The following is a 20,762-nucleotide window of genomic DNA, read 5'->3' as shown; positions in this document are numbered from 1 at the left end:
CCGCCCCCCCCCGCCCCCGCGCCCCCCCCCCCGCGCCCCCCGCCCCCCGCCCCCCCCCCCCCCGCCCCCCCCCCCCCCGCCCCCCGCCCCCCCCCCCCCCCCCCCCCCCCCGAGGAGCGGTTCGATGTCGTCCTCGGGCGCGGTGGGTGACGGCCGCCGGTGCAGCGCCCACCGCGGCCGCCAGCTGTAGGGCGACGGTCCCCGGCCGACGCGGCGGTCTCCCGTCGAGCGGTGTGCGGCTTCAAGTCCAGTGATCCCGGAGCGGCTGGTGAACGGGCGCCGAGCCGCCCCCGGGCTGTCGTCGGGCCACCGCTGTCGTCGGGCCACCGCCGGGCAGCACGGGACCGCGGCCGGACGTGACGCCGGCAGGGCCCGGAGGCGATACCGAGGCAGTCCCCGGCTCCGGCCCGGCGTCGGTGTCACGTCCCGGTGAGCAGCGCCGCGAAGTCGCCCTCCCGGGCGAGCCGTTCGAGTTCGTCGAGGGCGTGTTCGGCCGCGGCCGCCGCCGCCGGATCCGCCGCCGCGAGACCGCTCGCCGCGAACTCGTCCTCGTCCAGGCGCAGTACGGCCGTCCCGTCGGCCGACCGCCACAGGTCCAGGTCGAGATCCTCCACGACCAGCTCACCGGCGCGGACCACGGCCGGGCGGGTGACGTCGCAGTACCAGCCCTTCAGGGCGCCCCCGGCGTCGCGCACCTCCTTCACCGCGTACCAGCGGTCCCGCCAGTAGTGCTCGGTGAACACGTCGCCCGGTTCGAACCGTACGAAGCCGAAGTCGCGGACCCCGTCACCGGCCCACGGAGCGCGCACCGTGACCCGGGTGCCGTCGTCGTCGACCAGAACGGCCGGGTAACGGATCTTGACCCGGCCGGACTTGACGAGGACCACCTCCATCCGACGTCCGGGCGCCGCGGACCGTGCGTCAGCCGAGCTCACGGACATACCTCACCTCCGTCGCGCAGATCTCGTACCCGAACCAGCGGTTGATCGCCATCATCGGCCCGTTGCCGCTGTCGTTGCCCGTGAACGCCTCCGTGAAGCCGGCGGCGCGGGCGCGGTGCAGCGAGTCGTTCTTCGCGAGCTTGGCCAGTCCGCGCCCGCGATGGGCGCGGCCGGTGCCCGTCATCACGGTGCCGTAGCGGGTGCCGCCGTCGGTGCGCGCTGCGCTGAACGCCGCCGGCCGGCCGTCGACGACGGCGACCGAGGTCAGCTCCGGGCTGAACAGGGGGTGGCGCCAGGTCTCCTCGAGCCAGCTCTCGTAGTCCGTGAACTCGTGCGCGATGTCGCCCGGTTCGTCGTTCGACGTCTCCGCGTCCAACGTGAAGAGGGCGCGCGGGTCGTCGGCGTAGTCGGACGCCTTACGGAGTTCCACTCCGGGCGGGGGGTCCTGGAGCGGCGGCAGGGTACCGTCCAGCAGATCGAGGCGGAGGAAGTGCGCCGAGCGGCTCGCGCGGTAGCCGCGCCGCTCCGCGAACGTGCGGTTCGCCGGCTCGTCCAGCACCCAGGCGAACAGCCGCGTGGCACCGAGGGCGGCCAGATGTTCCTCGGCGGCGCGCAACAGCAGCGAGCCCGCCCCGCGACCGGTGCGGTCCGGGTGCACGTACACGTTCAGACAGCCCTGGCCGGGCTGCGGGCTGTCGTACGCGAGGCCGACCTGGGCCGTGCCGACCGGCTCGCCGTCCTGGTCGGCGACGAGGGGCCGGAAGCGGGCGTCGGGATGCGTGTGGGTGGCGTCGTACGCGACGGATTCGGAGGTGCACAACATGTAGGGAAGGGCGAGGCTCCGGATCCTGGCGAAGGCCTCGGTGTCCCGCGGGTCGCCCGGGCGGACGTCGCGAACGATCACTGTCATGGAGCCGACGCTACGCGCGGGGCGGGTTCTGCTGCCTCCCCTTTTCCGCCCGGGGCGGGCAGGCGGGCGGGCGGTTGCGCGCCGGGGCGTCCTGCGCCGCGCCGCGTGCGGGACAATCACCGCGTGACCCTGAAGATCCATATCGATGCGGGGGCCGCGCCCTACGAGCAGGTGCGCGCCCAGATCTCCGAGCAGGCCAGGTCGGGAGCGCTGCCGGTCGGCTACCGGCTGCCCACGGTGCGCGGTCTCGCCGAGTCCCTTGGCCTCGCGGCCAACACGGTCGCCAAGGCGTACCGGGCCCTGGAGGCGGACGGGGTGATCGAGACCCGCGGCCGCAACGGCACGGTCGTGGCCGCCGCCGGTTCGGCCGCCGAGCGCGAGGCCGCGTCCGCGGCGCAGGCGTACGCCGAGCGCGTCCGCCGCCTCGGTCTGGCCGAGGACGCCGCTCTCGCCGCCGTCCGCGACGCACTCCGCGCGGCCTACGGCGAGAACTGAGGGGCGGCCGGTGCTGCGACCCGGTGAACCTTGTCGGGTACAGCCCTAGGAACCCACGGCCGGGGCCGCCGGCAGGTGCCGTGGGGTGCGGGTGACCGTCAGGCCCGACGCCGTCGCGGCCCGGGCGAACACCACCGCGTCCAGGACCGCCGCGGCATGCGGGTCGTTGTTGAAGTAGGTGTACACGTCGTGGTCGTCGGACCAGGTCTCCGCGATCCGCCCGGCCCACGTCATCAGGGACTGCCGTCCGTAGTGCGGCCACCGCCGGGTGCGTCCGACGTGGAAGCGGACGTAGCCCCAGTCGGTGGTCCGCCACAGCGGGGTCACCGGCCGGGCCAGCACGTCGGCCCAGCAGAGCGCGGCGCCCCGGGTCTCCAGGACCTCGCGCACGGCGGGTGTCCACCACGATTCGTGACGCGGCTCGACGGCGACCCGGGTGCCCGCGGGAAAGCGGGCGAGACAGTCGTCGAGGAGACCGGCGTCGCCGCGCAGCGTGGCCGGCAACTGGAGCAGGACCGGGCCGAGCCGGTCGCCGAGCCCCGCCGCGTGGCTCATCAGCCGCTGCACGGGCTCCTCCGGGTCGCGCAACCGCTTGATGTGGGTGAGGAACCGGCTCGCCTTGACCGCGACGACGAAGTCCGGCGGAGTACGCTCCCGCCAGTTCTCGAAGGTCTCGCGCGCCGGCAGCCGGTAGAAGGCGTTGTTGACCTCGACGGTGGCGAACCGGGCCGCGTACGCCTCCAGCCAGAGCCGCGTGGGGACCCCTGCCGGGTACAGGACGTCGCGCCAGTCCTTGTACTGCCACCCCGACGTGCCCAGGAACACGGTCATACACCCATCAAAGCACCAGCCGTGGCACGCGACCTACGGACGGGACCCGCGCGGCCGCGCGGGTCCCGTCCGGGCTACAGGTACAACCCCGCGTCCGCGCCCTCCCGCTGGTCCGGTACGGACGTCGGCGACGTCCCCCGGCGCAGCGCGTACAACTCGGCCAGGGTCGCCCCCTCGCGTCCGACGCCCTCCTCCGTGCCCAGCCAGTCCACGGACTCCCGGCGGGTCAGCGGACCCACCTCGATCCGGGCGAGGCAGCGGCCGGGACGGACGACGGCGGGGTGCAGACGCTCCAGGTCCTCGTTCGTGGTCACGCCCACCAGCACGTTGCGCCCCTGGCCGAGCAGGCCGTCGGTCAGGTTGAGCAGGCGCGAGAGGGCCTGGCCCGCGGTGTGCTTCGCCTCGCCCCGGATCAGCTCGTCGCAGTCCTCCAGCAGGAGCAGCCGCCAGCGGCCCTTGCCCGTGCCGTCCTCCTCGCCGATCGCGATGTCCATCAGATAGCCGACGTCGCCGAACAGGCGCTCCGGGTCCAGGACGCAGTCGACCTGGCACCAGTCCCGCCAGGAACGGGCCAGCGTGCGCAGCGCGGACGTCTTGCCCGTGCCCGGCGGGCCGTGGAGCAGCAGCAGGCGGCCCGCGATGTCCTCCGGTGTCGTCTTCATCAGCCGGTCCATCGCGTCGGCGACCGGCGCGGTGTAGTTCGGCCGGACCTCCTCCCACGTGCCCGCGGAGATCTGGCGGGTCGTGCGGTGCGGGCCGCGCCTGGGGGAGACGTACCAGAACCCCATGGTCACGTTCTCCGGCTGCGGCTCGGGCTCGTCGGCGGCGCCGTCCGTGGCCTGGCCGAGGATCTTCCGGGCCAGTTCGGGGCTGGTCGCGGTGACCGTGACGTCGGCGCCGCGGTTCCAGCGGGACACCAGCAGGGTCCAGCCGTCGCCCTCGGCGAGCGTCGCGCTGCGGTCGTCGTCGCGGGCGGAGCGCAGCACCCGGGACCCGGGCGGGAGCAGGGTCGCCCCGGAACGTACGCGGTCGATGTTCGCCGCGTGCGAGTGAGGCTGCTCGCCCGTCGCGAAGCGGCCGAGGAACAGCGCGTCGACGACGTCCGACGGTGAGTCGCTGTCGTCGACGTTGAGCCGGATCGGCAGAGCGTCGTGTGGGTTCGCGGACATGCCGCCATGATCCGTCACGCGGACGCCCCGTGCACCCGCTTTACGTGGTGCGCCCGCGTGCCGTGGCCGCAGCCGCTTTCCGCGGTGCGCCCGTGTGCCGTGGCCGCAGCCGCTTTCCGCGGTGCGCCCGTGTGCCGTGGCCGCAGCCGCTTTACGCGGTGCGCCCGTGTGCCGTGGCCGCGCCCGCTTCCTCGCGTGCGTCCGCCCACCCGGCCGCGCGCCGACGAGGCCTGTCTCCCGTCGGGCCCCGCCGTTACTGTTGCCGTTGATGGGACGTCACGGGTGGGATTCGGGGCCGCTGCGGTGGCGGCTCACCGCGCTGCTCGGCGTGGCGGCGGTCGCGCTGGCTCTGGTGCTGACGCTGCTCAACACCCTGCCCGGCGACGGCGGGAGCACCGCGGGGACGACCCCGGACGGGGACAAGGTGCACGGCACCCCCGCCGTCCCGCACGGCGCGGTGGGACCGGAGGTGGGCTGGGGCCTCACCCACACCCAGTTCAGCGCCGACCAGGGCAGCGGCGCGGCCACCGCACGCGTGAAGGGACTGCTGTCGAAGCGGAGGCTGCCGCAGATCCAGCACATCATGGGCTGGGGCGCCGGCAACCCCGAGCCGGTCAAGGGGCGTTACGCCTTCGCGGAGATGGACCACCGCATCGACTTCGTCCGCGCGACGGGCGGCACCCCGGTCGTCACCCTGTGCTGCTCCCCGGACTGGATGAAGGGCGGCGAGTCCGGCGCGGACAGCACCGACTGGAGCCGGGCGGCCCTGGAGAGGGCGCCCGACCGCGCGCACTACGGGGACTTCGCCGCGCTGGCCGCGACCGTCGCCAAGCGGTACCCAGACGTACGCCACTTCATCGTCTGGAACGAGTTCAAGGGCTTCTGGAACGAGTCCGAGGGCCGCTGGGACCACGAGGGCTACACCGAGCTCTACAACCTCGTCTACAAGGCGCTCAAGAAGGTGGACGAGGACATCATGGTGGGCGGCCCCTACCTGGTCATGGACAGTGTCCATCCACGCCAGCGGCAGGACGCGTCGACGACCGTGAGAGGGCCCTGGGGTGCCATGGACCAGCGTGTCCTGGACGCCTTCACCTACTGGAACGAGAAGAAGGCGGGCGCCGACTTCGTCGTCGTCGACGGCTCCAGCTACACCAGGGACGACGACCTGCTGCCCGACGAGTTCACCGCGACCGACAAACTCACGGCCGTCGGGACGTGGGTGCGCGAGCGTACGGGCGGCCTGCCGCTGTGGTGGGCCGAGTACTACGTCGAGCCGGCCGACGGGAACGACGAGCGCACCGGCTGGTCGGAGACCCGTCGCATCGCCGTGCAGGCGTCCGGACTGATGGCGATGGCCCGCGGAGGCGCCTCCTCCGGTTTCTACTGGAACCCGGAGAAGGAGAAGGGACCCGCGTGTGCGGGCTGCCTGTGGTCCCCGACGGCGGGCGACGACGGGGGCGAGGCCCTGCCGATGCTCGGGCTGATCTCCCGCTTCCACGAGGAGTTCCCGCCCGGCACCGCGTACGAGACGGTCTCCGTCGCGAAGGACGACCGGCCCGACGTCCGGGTCCTGGCCGACGACGCGGCGGTCCTCGTGGTGAACACCCGGGACCGCTCCGTCAGCACGAAGGTCGACGGAAAACGGATCCATCTGGCGGCCTACGAGGTGAAGTGGCGCAACCGGTAGACCACGTGCCCCCGGCCGGCCGCCCATTGGTGCTCCGGCGCGCTACGACATCGTCATGAACCGCTGCACCAGCGAGGCCAGCAGCACCGCGAGCAACGGCAGTGAGAACCAGAAGCTGCCCTGCAGCAGGCGCAGTTGCCGCACTCCGGGCCGTACCGCGACCCGCACGACCTCCCGCGCGGTGAGCAGCACGACCAGCGCGACCGCCGCCAGCCCGCCGACCACCGACCAGGGAGTCCACGTCACCTGCGGCCCGATCGGCCCGGGGTCCGCCCTCGGGACCGTGCCCGCGGGCTGTCGGCGCAGCGCGTACATCGTCACGTCCGCGTTGGCGAAGACCCTCTTCAGTTCCTTGCGGCCGTCGAGGTGGCCGACCAGCCGCGACTCCCAGGCCGCCGGATAGCCGACGTCCATCCGGAGATAGACCGCCTGGCTGCGATTGACCATCAGGTACGAGTTCGGGCCGGCGTCCTTGAGTCCCTTGACCAGCCCGGAGACCAGGGCCGGGTCGACGGGTGCGAGCGTCGGCACGTACTCGACCTTCTCCATGTCCCGGGCGCCCCACGGCATCGCGGGCGTCACGTTGTCCACGGTGTCGTTGCTCAGCCACAGCAGCCGGACGGTCGGATCGTCGTGGGCGTACACGTAGTCCATCGCGGCGACCTCGCCCGGCCTGATCCGCTCGAAGGGCTCGTTGCCCCAGCGGGCCACCAGGAAGCCGCCCATGAGGACGAGGCCCGCCAGGAGCGCGGCCGGCGGCGCCGGGTCCATCCTTCGGCGCGCGCGGTCCCCGCCGGTGACGGCGCGGTGCGGGAAGAGGGCGAGGCTGGCGAGCAGCGCCGCTCCCGGCAGGGCGAACATGAAGACACGCAGGGCCATCTCACCGCCGTACGACTGCATGCCGAAGCCCAGGAACGGAACGGACGTCAGGATCAGCAGGGAGCGCTCGCTGTACCGGTGGCGGCGCCGGCGCCACCAGCCGCAGCAGGCGAGCGCCAGCACCCCGCCGGCGAGCAGCACGCGCGCGTAGAGGACGAGTTTGTGGGTCGGACTGCCGCCCTCGATACGGCCGGACACGGACGACGAGACGTTGCCGCCGACTCCGCCGATCCCGCCGAACAGCTCGTCGAAGTGGCCGGACCAGTACGGCTCGGCCATGAAACCGACCCAGAAGACGACCAGGACGCCGAACAGCAGCGGCAGCCCGCGCAGTTCACTGCGGCCGGCCAGGACAAGGGCCGCGAGTACGCCCAGCATCACGAAGGGCGTGAGCTGGTGGGCCGGGACGGTCGCCGCGAACAGGGCGATCAGGACCGTCAGCAGGACGGCCCGCTGCCGGCGGTCGGCCGGTTCGACCTCCGCCTCGCCGGGCCGCAGCCGTGCCCACAGCACCCGCGGCGCCCGGAACCACACCAGCAGGACGGCCACGAAGACCAGGTAGAGGAGGTAGGTGAAGCCCTGCGGGGAGAAGTAGTCCTGGCCGACCCAGCCGCTGAGCACGAAGATCCAGATGCCGGTCCACTTGGCGCGCCAGTCCGCCCGCACCGAGCGCACCAGCAGGAACAGGGGCGGCAGGTAGAGGAGTTGCACGGTCAGCGGCCACCAGCGGATGACCTCGGTGAGATCACCGACCCCGCAGGCCCGGGCGAGGAACGCGGCCAGCGCGAAGAAGCCCGGCCAGCTCCAGCGTGCGTCGAGGTCGGGCACGGCCGACCCGGTCCGGTCGATGTGGTCCAGGAACCCGAGGTGCTGCCAGGCGGTGGCGAACCTCGGCTCGGTCTCGAGGACGGCGGGCAGGGCGTGCAGCGACACGACGGTGGCGAGCAGGGTGACGAGCAGCAGCCCACGGTGCTCGCGCGCGGGCCACAGGAGTGAGGCGAACACGACGGCCAGCAGGGCGGCACCGGCCAGCGTCGGCAGCGGCAGCACGGAGATCAGCCCGAGCCCGCCCATCCGGTCGAGGTCGGCCTCGCCGAGACGCAGCGCGGGCAGCCAGTAGAGCAGCAGCGCCGCCGTCAGCAGACAGCCGGGCAGCACGCCGGGCCGGGCGGGGCGGGTGAGCCGCTCCCGCAGCGACCGCGAGGGTCCGGCGGGGGTGCCCAACTGAACGGCACCGGCGACACCGGCGACACCGGCGACACCGGCGACACCGGCGACACCGGCGACACCGGCGACACCGGTCCCGGGCACCGGTGACCCCACGGCCTCGCCGCCGGGCGCCCGGCCGTCCGACGGCGTGTCGTCCGCCCGGACCGAACCGGACCGCCCCGCTGGCGCCTCTGCCCCGGGCTCGCGCGCCTCCGCCGGCGGGCCCACCCGCTCCCGCGGTGCCGCCGGGGTCCCGCGAGCCCACGACGGCCGGCGGTCCGCCCGCACCGCCGGCGTACCGATGGGCGGGGTCCCCGGACCCGGTCTCACGTCCGGTCTGCGCTCCAGGTGCTCGAAGTCGACGTGCAGTCCGAGGCCGAGGGTGTCCGAGTCCAGGGCCCAGGCCGGCCCGCGCCGGTGCCCACCGGTCCGGGACACCGCGATCTCGCGCGCCCCCAGGTCCGCGAGGTCCCCGTCCGGCGCGGTGTCCTCGGGCGGCGCCGGGGCCGGCGCGGTCCGCACGATCCGGTACAGCTTCGGCGCCGCGATCGCCACGATCACCACCAGGCTGACGATCTCCGCCACACCCGCGCCGATCAGGCCCGTGCGGGGCAGCAGGGCCACGGTCAGCCCCAGCACCAGTACGCACAGCAGGCCCTGCAGATATGCGAGTCCGGAGGTGCGGCTCTGCGCGCGCAGGACCGCGAAGTACGTCTCCATGACGACCCGCAGCGCCGCGCCCACCGCGAAGCAGCGCAGCAACGGCGTCGCAGCGTCCGCGTAGCCCGCGCCGAACACCCGCAGGATGTACGGCGCCCCGAGGAACAGCAGCCCGCACACCGGGAGCATGATCCGTGCCATCCGGCGCAGCGCGGCCCGGGTGTTCGCGGAGAGCCGCGCCGGGTCGTGCGAGCCCTCGACGGTCAGTGAGGCGCCCATGTTGATGGCGAGCAGGTTGACGGTGCCGCCGATCGTCGTGGTGATGTAGAAGTACGCGTTGTCGGCGGAGCTGACCTGTGAGGCGACCAGCACCGGTACCAGGTAGACCACGGCGAGCGAGAAGAGGGAGCCGGTGTAGTCGCCCGCGAGGAAGCGGCCGACCTCCTTGAGCGTGGGCGGCCGCGCGCGGTCCTCGGTCGCCTTCGCGTGCCGGGGTGCCAGCCGCCGGAACACCAGCCAGCCGAGCGGCACCACGGACATCGCGATCGCTGCGACCCAGGAGACGAAGACACCGGTCGCGGGGATCACCGCTGCCAGGGTGACGAGCAGCAGCAGCTTCACCGCGGAGAACACGGTGTTGCCCACCGGCACCCACAACGCGCTGCGCAGCCCGGTCAGCACCCCGTCCTGCAGCGTCAGGAGCGACCAGGCGATCACCGCGAGGACGAACCCGAGCCCGTTCAGCGGCCCGTCCAGGAAGCGGTACGAGGGGCCCCAGACGTCCAGCGTGAGGAGGAAGACGACGGCCGCGAGACCCACGACGGCCGAACTGCCCGCGTACGTGCGGAGGATGAGCCGGCCGGTGGCACGGCCCGCGACGGGGATGAAGCGGGCGAGGGCGCCGGTCAGCGTCACCGCGGTGAGGCCCGCGAGCAGCTTCATCGCCGCGATCGCGGCGGAGCCCTGGCCGACCGCCGCCTCGGAGTAGTAGCGGGCCGCCACCAGCCAGTATCCGAGGCCCAGCACCGCGGAGATACCGGTGTTCAGCATCAGCGCGTAGGCGTTGCGGAACAGCTGGCCGCCGCCCGCGGCGCCGCCCCGGCGGCGCGGGGGCAGCCGCAGCCGGCGTCCCGGCTGCCGCCCGGGCACCTCGGGCGCGGGCGTGTCGGCCTGGGTGGTGGTCGTGTCAGACACGGGAACTGATGGCCTTCCGGCGGACCTGTCGTGCTCTGCGGACCACGGCGTACCCCTTGGTGAGCGCGCGGTCCCTGGCGAAGTTGCGGGCGATCGCGCGGCCTTCGACCAGCCGCTCGAACTCCTCGATTCCGGTCGTACGGCGCACGGTGACCCGCTGCAGGGCGTACGGCCCCTGCCGGCGCCGCGCGAGGGCGTTGCCGACGGCGAGCGACTGGCTGAAGCCCGCCTCGCGCACCGTACGGCGCACCCGGCGGCTGGAGTAACCGTACGGGTACGCGAACGAGCGGGGCGGAGCGCCCAGTTCACCGGTGATGATCTCGTGGCAGCGCAGCAGTTCGGACCGGAGCGCGTCGTCCGGCAGGTCGTCGAGCCGCGGGTGCGTGTGGCTGTGCCCGCCGATCTCGGTCTGCTCGGCGGCGAGCGCGCGCACCTGGTCCCAGTCGAGCATGGTGTCGAGGGCGCTCCCGGTGTCGTGCGCGCCGCGCAGCCAGCCCGTCGAGACGAACAGGGTGGACGCGAAGCCGTGCCGGGCGAGCACGGGCAGCGCGTGCCGGTGCACGCCCTCGTAGCCGTCGTCGAAGGTGACGAGGACCGGCCGCGGCGGCAGCGGGGGACAGCCCGTCGCCCGCCAGGACGCGGCCAGCTGGGCCGTGGTGACGGGCACGAAGCCGAGGTCCCGGAGCAGCGCCATCTGCTCCGCGAACGCCCCGGGGGCCACGGACAGCTCCCGCGTCGCCTCGTTGGGGGCCGTCGCCACGGAGTGGTACATGAGGATGGGAACGGCCGATGTCATCCGCCACCGCCCCCGGCGCACGCCGCACCGGGCACGCCGTGCGCGCCGCCGTACGGCCGCCGGATCCCGTGTCCCCGGCCGCTCCCCGGGCCCCCTGCTCTCATGTCGCCGCCCCCTCGTCGTCCGGGACCCCCTCGATCCCGGCCACGGAGAACACGGCACCGCCCCCGCGGGCCCGCAGGCTGCCCAGTACGTACCCCCCGGCCGCCGTCACCACTCCGGCCACGATGGCACCCGCGCGTCCCGCCCCGCCGGGCCGGGCGAGCACGGCGTCGCGCAGCCCGCGGGCGATCCCCGCGGGCAGCACACGGGTCGTGTAGCGGCGCTCCGACTCGAGGCCCTTGCCGGCGCCGACACTGCGCGCGACCAGCGCCTTGGACAGGCCCTCGGCGTAGGTGCGCGCGCGGAAGTAGGCGAAGTGCTCGCGGGCCGCGGGCACCCGGTGATGGATGACCGCCCGGTCGTCGATCAGCAGGACGGCGTCCGGCCTGGCGCGGGTGAGCCGGATGCACAGCTCCGTCTCCTCGCAGCCCAGCGGGCGCCGGTCGCCGTCGCGGCCGATGCCGGTCGCGAAACCGCCCGCCACGTCGAACGCCGTCCGGCGGAAGGACGCGTTGCCGCCGAGGACGTTGCGCACCCGCACCCGGCCGGGCGGCAGGCCGCGGTACGTGCAGCCCACCACCCAGTCGAACTCCTCGGGGAACCAGCCGGGCCGGCGGCCCGACGCCCAGATGGGCACCGTCCGCCCGCCGACGGCCATGACCCGCGGGTCCGCGTACCCCTCGGCGAAGTGCCGCAGCCAGTCCCGCTCGGCCACGGCGTCGTCGTCGAGGAACGCGATGACCTCGCCGCGCGCGGCGGCGATGCCGGTGTTGCGGCCCGCGGACAGGCCGCGGGGGCCCGCGTTGGCGAGCACCCGCACCCCTTCGGTCTCCTTGTACTCCCCGCTCAGGCGCTCCATGAGCGGGGTGTTGTGGTCCACCACGAGGAGTGTCTCCAGGGCCGGCAGGGACTGCGCCCGCACCGAGGCGACCGCCGCGAGGATGTCCTCCCAGCGGTCCTCGGTGTAGACGCACACCACCACCGAGACGGCCGGCTCGCTCAAGACACCTCTCCCCGGCCCAGGGTGAGTGCCTGCGCGTGCGATCTGCGCAGCGCGCGCCGGTTGGAGCGCTCTCTGAGGATCACCTTGAGCACCCGGATCCCGTCCCGCACGGCGCGCAGGTTGCTCGTGCCGTGGATCCGCAGATACTCGTGGCTCGGTATCTCCTGGACCCTGAGGCCGGCCTTGACCACCCGGATGTTCATCAGGGTCTCGACCTCGAAGCCGGTGCAGTCGAGGTCGATCTTGTCGAGGCAGTGCCGCCAGAACGCGTTGTATCCGTAGCACAGGTCGGTGTACCGGGCGCCGAACTTCTTGTTCACGACCGTGCACAGCGCCCAGTTGCCGAGCTTGCGGACCGGCGTCATGTCGTCCGTGCCGCCGCCGTTGGCGAACCGGGAGCCCTTGGCGAAATCAGCCCCGGACACCAGCGCGGACACGTACGACACGATCTCGTGTCCGTCGGCGGAGCCGTCCGCGTCGACCATCACGATGATGTCGCCGGTGCACGCCTCGAACCCGGTGATCAGGGCATCGCCCTTGCCTCTGCCGCGCTGTCCGACGACCTTCACGCCGGGCCACAGGTCGCGTGCCACCTGCACGGTGTCGTCGGTGGAATTGCCGTCGACGAGAACCACTTCGTGTATCCAGTGCGGAAGCGTCTTGAAGACGTAGGGGAGATTCTCCGCCTCGTTCATCGCGGGAATCACCACGCTCACCGGCGGTGCGATCGCCAGGTGGGAGGAGATCGGACGGTAGTTGCCGGCTGTTGACTGATCTTGGCCCGAAAAGGCTGGGCGCAGGACTGAACTCATGATTCTGGTCCCTCTCGTCCGGTGGACCGCCCGCCCCCGGGCGGTCCGGCTCTGTGTCCGGTTCGAAAGGGGGGTTCTCACGGACGGCATGCGGGAACGAATCTCCGTGCATGCCGGGTGAGCTGGCAGAACTGGCCGGCTCCGACATCGGGGAAAGCGACGTCGAAGACGGTCTCGCGGCACGTCTCGGCACAGGTGTGGTCACCGAGCACGGCACCCCCCTACCGCGCCCCGCGCCGGGACCATCGCGGACCTGAGCCCTCCCCTGAGCCGCTTGATGATGGACCGGTGCGGGTGAGATGTACGACGGTATTGACGATTGCATCCGTATGGCAAGGCCTGTGACGAGGCCTCACGTTTTTGTGGTTTTGGGCGGTAATCAATTCCTCGAACGAATCCTTCCCATCCGTTTGAGCGCCCGGTCGGCCGGCTCGAAGAACTCCGGCCGGGACAGCACCGCATTGCGCAGTGCCCGGACAGGGGCGCGCCGCGCCCGGTGTCCGAGTGCGATCGGATGACGTCGCGTCACCCACCCTTCGGACACCAGGAGTTCGCGTGTCTTCAGGGAGTCCTTGTACTCCTTCTGGCCCCGGCCGAGATCCAGATAGGCGATGCCGTCCGCGGCGGCCGCCTCGGCCATGTGCAGATGCAGCGCCAGTCCCGGTGAGTACTTGGCGAAGGCCGGATCGTATGCCGGGAACCAGCACGCCAGCACCCGCTCGCTGCGCAGCCCGAAGTGCGCGGCGACCGGGCTGCCGCCCGCGTAGAGCACCGACAGGATCCCGGCGAACGGCGCGGAGCGGGTGTGGAAGAGCTGCTGCACCAGCCGGGTGATCCAGGGGTGCGCGAAGCGGTCGCTGCGTCCGGTCCTGCGGTACTGGGCGGACTTCCAGCCCATGAGCGTGCGCAGCGCCGCGGGGTCGCACTCGTCGTGCACGTAGCGCACCTCGCCGGCGTCCCGGCCGAGTCTGCGTTCCTTGGCGAGCGTGGTCCTGGTGAACTTCGGCGAGCGTTCGCGCAGCTTCCGCAGATAGGTCTCGTACCCCTGGTCGATGTCCATGACCGGGGAGGGGAAGGTGCCGGAGGCCTCCGCCTCGAACGGCGCCTGGCCCTCCGCCAGGTGGTCGAACTCCCATACGGCGAGCCCGCAGGCGCGCAACAGCTCGTGGGCGTCCCAGGTGAACCCGGGGCGGTGCACCAGGCCCTGGCAGTCGGAGACGCCGAGGCCCACGGCCCGGCCGACACCGGTGGCGGTGCGCTGGAACGGGAAGAACGCGACGGGTTCCCCGCCCTCGTGGACCACGCCGATGCGCACGCCGCGCCGGCAGCGGCCCATCGCGAGCGTGAACTCGGGGGAGAGGAAGGGGTTCGCGAGTCCTGGCGAGCCGCCGAGGTGGGCCTTCGACTGGAGGGCCGCCCAGGCTGCCCGGTCGGCGGCACTCAGCTCGCCTGGGCGGTGCACGCCGATGTCCACGTCAGGACGTCCCGTCCCGGTTCGCCCGGCCACGCGGCCGCCGTACCGCCACCAGCAGCAGGATGAGGCAGCTGATCGCGGCCACGGCCGCGACCCCGCCGGGCGCCGACCACCGGTGCACCGCCAGCATCCCCTGGGCCACCAGCATGTCGACCGCGACGGCGCCCGCGACCGACGTCAGGACGCGGCCGAAGGCGGGCAGTCCGCGCAGCGCGGCGGCGATGGCCGCCGACGGGGCCGCGAGCAGGAAGAAGAGGGTGAACGGTGCGCGCAGGGGCGAGTCGATGTCCGCCAGTGCGAGGACCGCGCCGACGCCTCCGACCGCTGTCGCGGCACCTGCCAGCAGCGGCGGCAGGTCCCGTGCGGGACGCGCTTCCGGCCGAGCGGCACGGTCTGCCGACCGTGCCTTGATACGTATGGTCTGCATGGGCGACTTTGCCCCCCGAAGCGCCGGATGCCGGGCTTCAGAGTCGCGCAGGCCCTGGGGGCCCGTCAAGATGCCCCAGGCGCCCGCCCGGCGGTTCCCAGTCGCCCTTGAACAGGTGTTCGTGTGGCCTAACGGCCTTGCCCGGTACCCGAGTTGATGGCTTGCTCCGGTCGCGTCCTGGGCGTGCAGGCAACGGCGCGATGAACGCGCCGGAGGATCCGGCGCGGGATGGAACAGAATTGGCATGGACACTTCCTGTCAACACGCGTAGCTGCTACCACAGTTATTGCAGAGATCCTGCTAAAGGGAGGTTCCATGAGACGTTCCCGATTCACGGCATACGCGACCTCGCTCCTCCTCGCCGTCGGTCTGGCCCTCACCGGGGCAGCGACGGCACAGGCGTCCCAGACCGCCGCGGCCACCGGCTATGTGGCCCTCGGCGACTCCTACTCCTCCGGCGTCGGCGCGGGCAGCTATCTCAGCTCGAGCGGCGACTGCAAGCGCAGCACGAAGGCCTACCCCTACCTCTGGGCGGCCGCCCATTCACCCTCGTCGTTCGACTTCACGGCCTGCTCGGGCGCTCGTACGGGTGATGTGCTGGCCGGCCAGCTGAGCCCCCTGAACACCGGCACGGGACTCGTCTCGATCAGCGTCGGCGGCAACGACGCGGGCTTCGCCGACGTCATGACGACCTGTGTGCTCCAGTCCGAGAGCTCCTGCCTGTCCCGGATCGCCACGGCCCGGGCCTACGTCGACTCCACACTCCCCGGCAAGCTCGACAGCGTCTACTCGGCGATCAGCGCCAAGGCCCCGTCGGCCCACGTGGTCGTCATCGGCTACCCCCGCTTCTACCAGCTCGGCGGCAACTGCATCGCCGGCCTCTCCGAGACGGAGCGGTCCGCGATCAACAGTGCCGCCGACTACCTGGACAGCGCGATCGCCCGCCGTGCCGCCGCCCACGGCTTCACGTTCGGGGATGTCAGGACCACGTTCACCGGGCACGAGATCTGCTCCGGCAGCGCCTGGCTGCACAGCGTCAACTGGCTGAACATCGGCGAGTCGTACCACCCCACCGCCGCCGGACAGTCCGGCGGCTACCTCCCGGTCTTCACCGCCGGGGCCTGAGCCCCGGTGTCCCGGCCCGGCCACGCCGTCCGGCGCGGCCGGGCCCCGCCGTCCCCCCCCCCCCCGTCGTCGCCCCCCCAGCGGTCGTGCCCCCGCCGCCCGCCCGCAGGACAGACGGGAGTTCGACGGCAGACAGTCCCTAGGGAGAAGCGGACGAGGAGGCACCGTCGGTCGGGGTCTCCGTCTCGCACGTCACCGAGAACGGCACCCAGCCGGACGTCGTGCGCACCGGGCCGCGGGCCTCCACGCTGATCGCGTTCTCGTACGTCCCCTCCGCGTCGTACGTCGTCACCACGACCGACTTCTGCCTCGTCCTCCCGCCGTCCGCGGGGAACGAGAGGGTCTTCCAGCCCGAGTCGGACACCTCGCCCTTCTTCGTCACCCAGCGGTAGTCGACCTCCACCGGTACGACGCCCACCGTGAACGTCGCCGTGAACGCGGGCGCCTGGCCGGCGGGCGGGGGACAGGGCCCGGAGTAGTCGGTGTGCGTGCCGGTGACACTCACCGTGACGGACTGGGCGGGCGGAGGGGTCGAGTGCCGGGCGCTCGGGGACGTGCCGGAGGGGCTCCCGCCGGTCGTGCCGTCGCTGCCGATGTCGCTGCCGTTCCCGCTGCCGCCGTCCCCGCTGCCGCCGTCCCCGCTCTGCTCGTCGCCCCCGCCCGAACCGCTGTTGGCGCCGCTCGAAGCGGCCGAGCCGCCGCTGTCGCCATCGCCGCCGCCGTCGTGGTTCACCAGTGTGTACACCAGGCCGGCCAGGGCCAGTGCCAGCGCGGCCAGGCCGGCGATCACGGCGAAGGCGGCCCGGCGACCGCGGTCGGGCCGTACCGGGCCGGCCGTATCCGCCGTCGCGGGCCCGGGCATGTGGGCGGGAACGGGCCGGGGCGGCGTCGGGGCCTCGTGGGGGAAGGCCACGACCGTCGGACTGCGGGGCGCCGGGGACGAACCCGTCCGGGGAGATCCGCCCGCGCCGATCAGACGCAGGTCCTCCTCGGCCCGCTCGGCGGGGATGCGGTCCGCCGGGTCCTTGCGCAGCAGGCCCTCGATGACCGGGGCCAGGGGCCCGGCCCGGTGCGGCGGCGGCAGTTCCTCGTCCACGACGGCGCGCAGGGTGCTCAGCGGAGTGTCGTGCCGGAAGGGCGAGTTGCCCTCGACCGCCGCGTACAGGAGCACGCCGAGGGACCACAGGTCGGACTCGGGGCCGGGAGTGCGGCCGAGCGCCCGTTCGGGTGCGAGGAATTCGGGCGAACCGATCACCTCGCCGGTCATCGTCAGCGCGGAGCTGCCCTCGACGGTCGCGATGCCGAAGTCGGTGAGGACGACCCGCCCGTCGTTCGACAGCAGGACGTTTCCCGGTTTGACGTCGCGGTGCAGGACCCCGGCCGCGTGGGCGGCGCGCAGGGCGGACAGCACCTCGGCGCCGATGTGCGCGGCGCGCCGCGGGGAGAGCGGGCCCTCCGCGTCCAGCAGGTCGGACAGGGCGACACCGCGGATCAGCTCCATGACGATCCACGGGCGGCCGTCCTGCGTCGCCACGTCGTAGACGGTCACCACGTTGCGGTTCGCGACCCGGGCCGCCGCCCACGCCTCCCGCTCCAGACGCGCGTACATCCGCTCGACGTCGCTCGACGGGATCCCGGCGGGTGCGCGCACCTCCTTGACGGCGACCTCGCGGTGCAGCACCTCGTCGCGGGCCCGCCAGACGGTGCCCATGCCTCCCTCGCCCAGACGGGACAGCAGACGGTACCGGCCCGCGATCATCCGTTCAGCGCTCGGACCCTCGGACACGGGCGTCCCCCTCTCGCATCCGCGCGATTCCTCCCCAAAAGTAGCTCAGCCGAGTGCGGATGCCGCCCCCTTGAACACCAGTCCGGCTCCGAGGGCCACCACGACGCACGCCGAGCCGAACGGCGCCGCCCTGCGCATCAGGGCCGCCAACGGCCCGGCGGTCCACCGCGGGCGCCGCGCCAGCAGCCGTGCCATCCCGCCGCCGAGCCGGACCACGGCGAACCCGGCCGCGGTGAGCGTGAGGGCGAGCCCGGCGCCGTACGCCAGGACGAGCAGAAAGCCGAACCAGGCCTGTCCCAGCGCCGCGGCGCCCACCAGGACGACGACGGCGGAGGGACTGGGCACCAGCCCGCCGGCGAAGCCGAGCAGGATCGTGCCGCGCAGGGTGGGCGCGGTGGGGTGGCTGTGCGTGAAGCCGCCGTGGGAGTGCTCGACCCCGGAGGCGTGCGTGTGCCCGGCCCCGGGGGAGTGGTCGTGGGTGTGGCCGTGACGGTGCCGGTGCTCCGACTCGGCGTGCTCGTGCTCGTGCTCGTGCCCGTGCCCGTGCCCGTGCTCGTGCCCGTGCCCGTGTGCGGACGGGGGTGTGCGGTTCCGCCAGGCCCGGCGTACGAGGGAGGCACCTGCGAGGGTCACCAGGAGACCGCTCGTGACGCCCAGCCAGGCGATCACGGAGGGCGCCGCGGCCGAGCCCGCGGTGATGAGCAGACCGAGGGCGACCACGCCCAGGGTGTGCGTGACCGTCACCGAGGCGGCCAGGGGCAGGACGTCGCGGAGGGTGGCCCGCCCGCGGGCGGCGGCGGTCGCGGCCATCAGTGTCTTGCCGTGTCCCGGCGCCAGGGCGTGCATCGCCCCGAGGCCCAGGGCGATCAGCAGGGCGAGTGCCGCGAAACCGGGCGTGAGGTCGTGCCGGGCGACGAGTCCGTCGAGGGCCCGGGTCCAGCGGTCGGCGCCACGGGGCAGCACCGAGGCGGCGGGAGCCTCCCGGTCGTCCCGGGCGAGCGCCGGTCCGCCCGGGCGGACCCGCAGGGAAGCGGACACGGTGTCGGCCGGGGACGACAGCAGCCGCTCCGGGTAGCCGGTCAGCCGCTTGGACACGGACGCCGTCGGGACGTCGGACCGCGTCAGCGTCGTCCGGTCGCCCCGCGCGGTGACCTCGCGCCAGCCGGGGCCCGAGCCGGCGGCGGCACGGAAGCGTACGGCGGCGGCACGGTCCGGGAGGGGGGCCGTCAGCCGGCACTCCACACGCAGGGTGTCGAGTCCCGCCTGTCCCGGCCGCACCCGTGCCTCGCTCGTGCCGACGGTGAGCGGGACGTCGCGCCCGCCGACCGTGACGCGGCTGTCCCGGGCCGCCGTCGCGCACCGCTGCCGGGCCCAGGCCGCCCTGCCCAGCCGCCGGACGTCCGGCTCGGCCTGGGTCGCGGGGATCTCCGCGAGATCCTCGACGTGGTCGATCCGCAGCAGGCCGGGGGCGGCCACGAGGCCGTCGTAGCGGTTGACCGTGAAGTTCCCGAGCGGGTGCGCGCTCGCGGTCCCCGAGGGGACCAGCACGAGCGCGACGGACGAGACGAGGACGGCCGCACCGGAGGCGAACGCGCGCCGGAGTGCCGTACGGGACCTCATTCCGCCCCCTTCAGGGCCGCCCGGGCCGCGCGGGCGCCGAGCGGCGAGAAGCCGGGGTTGAGGTCGAGCGCGCGGGTCAGCGAGGTTCTGGCAGCCTCGGAGCGGCCGGTGGCGCGTTCGATGGTGCCGCGGTGGTGGAGGAACGCGGCGTTGCGGTAGCCGGTCGCGGTGGCGCGGCGGGCGTACGGAAGCGCCTCCGCGTCACGGCCGTTGACGTGCAGGGCCCAGGCGAGGGCGTCCGCGGTGTGCACCGTGTGCCGGCGGGCCCACTCGGCGCGGGCCGCCGTGAGCGCGGCCGCGCGGTCCCCGTGGTCGGCGGCGGCGAGGGCCGTGTCCAGGTCGGCGTTGACCCCGTTGGCGCGGGCCAGCGCGGTCCAGGCGTCGACGAGGGCGTACTGGTCGCGGGCCCTGCGGGCGTCGCCCCTCTCGCCCCGCGCCTCGTACAGCTCACCGAGCACGACCAGGGACTGGGGCAGCGGCGAGCGGGACACGACGTCCTCCATGCCGCGGATGGCCTCGGCGCTGTCGCCCCGGGCCGCCTGGGCGCGGGCCCGGCCCTCCAGCGCCGGGAGATACGCGTCGTCGGCGGCCAGCGCCCGGGCGTAACAGGTCAGCGCCGTCCCGTACCGGCCCTGGTTCCAGTGGAGTTGGCCCAGCGCCGTGGCCACGTACGCCACGTCACCGCGTGACGTCGACGTGGCCAGGGCCTGTTCCAGGACTCGGCGGGCGGTCTTCACGTCGCCGCGCAGCTCGTGCACGTACGCGTAGCGCGTGAACACCGGCACCCCTGGGCGCCGGGAGTCGGCCAGGTCCGCGGCCTTCGACGCCTCGTCGTAGCGGCCGAGCTCGACCAGCGCGTCGATCCGGGAGGACAGCGCGCGCTCGCTGTACGGATTCCGGGCCAGCGCCCGGTCGGCGTACTTCAGCGCCTCGGGGAACCGGTGCCGGGCCGCGGCGAGGGCGGCGCGGCCCGCGAGCGCCGGGTCGTTGTCGGGGCGCAGCCGCAGGGAGCGGTTCAGTGCCCGTTCCGCCTGCGGGTAGCGCCCGGGGTCGCCCTTGGTGCGGGCTTGCTCCACGTACGCGAGTCCCAGCGTCGCCCAGGACCCGAAGTCCCGTGGCTGGGTTCGGAGATGGGCCTGCAACGAGCGGACGGTCGCGTCCAGTCCCGCGCTCGCGAGCAGTTGCGGCGAGGTGCCGGTGCCGGGTGCGGCGGCGACGGGCGCCGGGCCGCCGTCGCGGGCGCCGAGGACCACGCCTCCGGCGGTGAGCGCCACGGCCAGCGCGACGACGCTGCCGGCGAGCTGCGCCGCCCGCCACCGCCGTCCCGCGGCGGATCTCCGCGGAGCCGCCACCCGATCGTCCGGCACCTCCACGGACACGCCCGCTCCGGCGTCCGCCGGGCCCCCGTCGCCACCGGCCAACGCGGCTTTTGAGACACCCTCCGCCAAGCCCCCTCCGGCACTCGCCGAGTCGTGGGGGTGGCTCCCCCGGGCGCCGGTGCCGGGGGCCGCGGCCGACGGGTCGTCGCCGGTGCCGCCGCTCGCGGGGAGGCCGGCGGAGCCGGTGCCGGCGCCCGGCGGCGCGCTCTCGTTCGTACCCGGGGACATGCCCTCTCCTAGGAATCCGTGGCCGCAACGGT

At 73.8% G+C, this 20,762-nt stretch carries 16 protein-coding genes; 3 read left to right on the top strand and 13 right to left on the bottom strand.

Annotated features, from left to right (window positions below; translation table 11 throughout):
• Nucleotides 1-419: 419 nt before the first annotated feature.
• Together ACFYP4_RS28265 and ACFYP4_RS28260 are read right to left on the bottom strand one after the other, a co-directional pair.
• The gene (locus ACFYP4_RS28265; protein ID WP_358855576.1) at nt 420-941 is read right to left on the bottom strand and encodes a DUF402 domain-containing protein; all 522 of its coding nucleotides are present in this window, start codon (nt 939-941) and stop codon (nt 420-422) included.
• Nucleotides 922-1,851: a GNAT family N-acetyltransferase gene (locus ACFYP4_RS28260; RefSeq protein WP_388789108.1), complete on the bottom strand. Its 930-nt coding sequence runs from the start codon at nt 1,849-1,851 to the stop codon at nt 922-924. The genes ACFYP4_RS28265 and ACFYP4_RS28260 overlap by 20 nt, the downstream gene beginning before the upstream one ends.
• A 123-nt stretch (nt 1,852-1,974) precedes the next feature.
• On the opposite strand from ACFYP4_RS28260, the gene ACFYP4_RS28255 reads away from it, so the two are divergent.
• The gene (locus ACFYP4_RS28255) at nt 1,975-2,346 is read left to right on the top strand and encodes a GntR family transcriptional regulator (RefSeq protein WP_358855578.1); all 372 of its coding nucleotides are present in this window, start codon (nt 1,975-1,977) and stop codon (nt 2,344-2,346) included.
• A 45-nt stretch (nt 2,347-2,391) separates the two neighbouring features.
• Here ACFYP4_RS28255 and ACFYP4_RS28250 read toward each other — a convergent pair whose 3' ends face one another.
• Both ACFYP4_RS28250 and ACFYP4_RS28245 read right to left on the bottom strand, forming a co-directional pair.
• Nucleotides 2,392-3,177 carry a DUF72 domain-containing protein gene (locus ACFYP4_RS28250; RefSeq protein ID WP_388789105.1) on the bottom strand — a complete coding sequence of 262 codons (786 nt, stop codon included), beginning with the start codon at nt 3,175-3,177 and terminating at the stop codon, nt 2,392-2,394.
• Nucleotides 3,178-3,251: 74 nt separating this feature from the next.
• Entirely contained in the window at nt 3,252-4,346 is a 1,095-nt protein-coding gene (locus ACFYP4_RS28245; RefSeq protein ID WP_358855580.1) for a DUF5925 domain-containing protein, read from the bottom strand.
• A 268-nt stretch (nt 4,347-4,614) separates the two neighbouring features.
• Here ACFYP4_RS28245 and ACFYP4_RS28240 point away from each other — a divergent pair, with 268 nt between their 5' ends.
• Nucleotides 4,615-6,036, top strand: coding sequence for a xylan 1,4-beta-xylosidase (locus ACFYP4_RS28240; protein WP_388789102.1), 1,422 nt, complete (start codon nt 4,615-4,617; stop codon nt 6,034-6,036).
• A 42-nt stretch (nt 6,037-6,078) separates the two neighbouring features.
• On the opposite strand, the gene ACFYP4_RS28235 is transcribed toward ACFYP4_RS28240, so the two are convergent.
• The 6 genes from ACFYP4_RS28235 to ACFYP4_RS28210 form a co-directional block, all read right to left on the bottom strand.
• Complete coding sequence (locus ACFYP4_RS28235) at nt 6,079-9,978, bottom strand: lipopolysaccharide biosynthesis protein (RefSeq protein WP_388789099.1); 3,900 nt, start codon at nt 9,976-9,978, stop codon at nt 6,079-6,081.
• A complete protein-coding gene (locus tag ACFYP4_RS28230; RefSeq protein ID WP_358852406.1) occupies nt 9,971-10,774 on the bottom strand; it encodes a polysaccharide deacetylase family protein in 804 nt (267 codons plus the stop codon). Before ACFYP4_RS28230 ends, ACFYP4_RS28235 begins: the two co-directional genes overlap by 8 nt.
• Nucleotides 10,775-10,874: 100 nt before the next feature.
• Nucleotides 10,875-11,879 carry a glycosyltransferase family 2 protein gene (locus ACFYP4_RS28225; RefSeq protein ID WP_358852407.1) on the bottom strand — a complete coding sequence of 335 codons (1,005 nt, stop codon included), beginning with the start codon at nt 11,877-11,879 and terminating at the stop codon, nt 10,875-10,877.
• Nucleotides 11,876-12,691: a glycosyltransferase family 2 protein gene (locus tag ACFYP4_RS28220; protein ID WP_358852408.1), complete on the bottom strand. Its 816-nt coding sequence runs from the start codon at nt 12,689-12,691 to the stop codon at nt 11,876-11,878. The genes ACFYP4_RS28225 and ACFYP4_RS28220 overlap by 4 nt, the downstream gene beginning before the upstream one ends.
• 379 nt (nt 12,692-13,070) lie before the next feature.
• The gene (locus ACFYP4_RS28215) at nt 13,071-14,165 is read right to left on the bottom strand and encodes a GNAT family N-acetyltransferase (RefSeq protein WP_388789214.1); all 1,095 of its coding nucleotides are present in this window, start codon (nt 14,163-14,165) and stop codon (nt 13,071-13,073) included.
• Nucleotide 14,166: 1 nt separating this feature from the next.
• On the bottom strand, nt 14,167-14,592 hold the full coding sequence (locus ACFYP4_RS28210; RefSeq protein WP_358852409.1) for a hypothetical protein: 426 nt from the start codon (nt 14,590-14,592) through the stop codon (nt 14,167-14,169).
• A gap of 315 nt (nt 14,593-14,907) precedes the next feature.
• Here ACFYP4_RS28210 and ACFYP4_RS28205 point away from each other — a divergent pair, with 315 nt between their 5' ends.
• On the top strand, nt 14,908-15,717 hold the full coding sequence (locus ACFYP4_RS28205) for an SGNH/GDSL hydrolase family protein (RefSeq protein ID WP_358852410.1): 810 nt from the start codon (nt 14,908-14,910) through the stop codon (nt 15,715-15,717).
• Nucleotides 15,718-15,856: 139 nt separating this feature from the next.
• Here ACFYP4_RS28205 and ACFYP4_RS28200 read toward each other — a convergent pair whose 3' ends face one another.
• The 3 genes from ACFYP4_RS28200 to ACFYP4_RS28190 all read right to left on the bottom strand — a co-directional run bounded on the left by ACFYP4_RS28200 (nt 15,857) and on the right by ACFYP4_RS28190 (nt 20,730).
• Complete coding sequence (locus tag ACFYP4_RS28200) at nt 15,857-17,476, bottom strand: serine/threonine-protein kinase (protein ID WP_388789211.1); 1,620 nt, start codon at nt 17,474-17,476, stop codon at nt 15,857-15,859.
• 72 nt (nt 17,477-17,548) lie between these two features.
• Complete coding sequence (locus ACFYP4_RS28195; protein ID WP_388789094.1) at nt 17,549-19,123, bottom strand: nickel transporter; 1,575 nt, start codon at nt 19,121-19,123, stop codon at nt 17,549-17,551.
• Nucleotides 19,120-20,730, bottom strand: a complete 1,611-nt coding sequence (locus tag ACFYP4_RS28190) for a tetratricopeptide repeat protein (protein WP_358852412.1) — start codon at nt 20,728-20,730, stop codon at nt 19,120-19,122. The genes ACFYP4_RS28195 and ACFYP4_RS28190 overlap by 4 nt, the downstream gene beginning before the upstream one ends.
• Nucleotides 20,731-20,762: the final 32 nt, after the last annotated feature.

This window comes from Streptomyces sp. NPDC005551 (genome assembly GCF_042871785.1).
In the GTDB taxonomy this organism is placed as follows: Bacteria; Actinomycetota; Actinomycetes; order Streptomycetales; family Streptomycetaceae; genus Streptomyces.
The sequence above is the reverse complement of the archived record's forward strand: the minus strand, read 5'-3'. Positions and strand labels throughout refer to the sequence as shown.

Excerpts from the sequence above, each read along its gene's own strand:
- ACFYP4_RS28265 (WP_358855576.1), bottom strand. The coding sequence starts at position 941 with ATGTCCGTGAGCTCGGCTGACGCACGGTCCGCGGCGCCCGGACGTCGG.
- ACFYP4_RS28260 (WP_388789108.1), bottom strand. The coding sequence starts at position 1,851 with ATGACAGTGATCGTTCGCGACGTCCGCCCGGGCGACCCGCGGGACACC.
- ACFYP4_RS28250 (WP_388789105.1), bottom strand. The coding sequence starts at position 3,177 with ATGACCGTGTTCCTGGGCACGTCGGGGTGGCAGTACAAGGACTGGCGC.
- ACFYP4_RS28245 (WP_358855580.1), bottom strand. The coding sequence starts at position 4,346 with ATGTCCGCGAACCCACACGACGCTCTGCCGATCCGGCTCAACGTCGAC.
- ACFYP4_RS28240 (WP_388789102.1), top strand. The coding sequence starts at position 4,615 with ATGGGACGTCACGGGTGGGATTCGGGGCCGCTGCGGTGGCGGCTCACC.
- ACFYP4_RS28230 (WP_358852406.1), bottom strand. The coding sequence starts at position 10,774 with ATGACATCGGCCGTTCCCATCCTCATGTACCACTCCGTGGCGACGGCC.
- ACFYP4_RS28220 (WP_358852408.1), bottom strand. The coding sequence starts at position 12,691 with ATGAGTTCAGTCCTGCGCCCAGCCTTTTCGGGCCAAGATCAGTCAACA.
- ACFYP4_RS28210 (WP_358852409.1), bottom strand. The coding sequence starts at position 14,592 with ATGCAGACCATACGTATCAAGGCACGGTCGGCAGACCGTGCCGCTCGG.
- ACFYP4_RS28205 (WP_358852410.1), top strand. The coding sequence starts at position 14,908 with ATGAGACGTTCCCGATTCACGGCATACGCGACCTCGCTCCTCCTCGCC.
- ACFYP4_RS28200 (WP_388789211.1), bottom strand. The coding sequence starts at position 17,476 with ATGATCGCGGGCCGGTACCGTCTGCTGTCCCGTCTGGGCGAGGGAGGC.
- ACFYP4_RS28195 (WP_388789094.1), bottom strand. The coding sequence starts at position 19,123 with ATGAGGTCCCGTACGGCACTCCGGCGCGCGTTCGCCTCCGGTGCGGCC.
- ACFYP4_RS28190 (WP_358852412.1), bottom strand. The coding sequence starts at position 20,730 with ATGTCCCCGGGTACGAACGAGAGCGCGCCGCCGGGCGCCGGCACCGGC.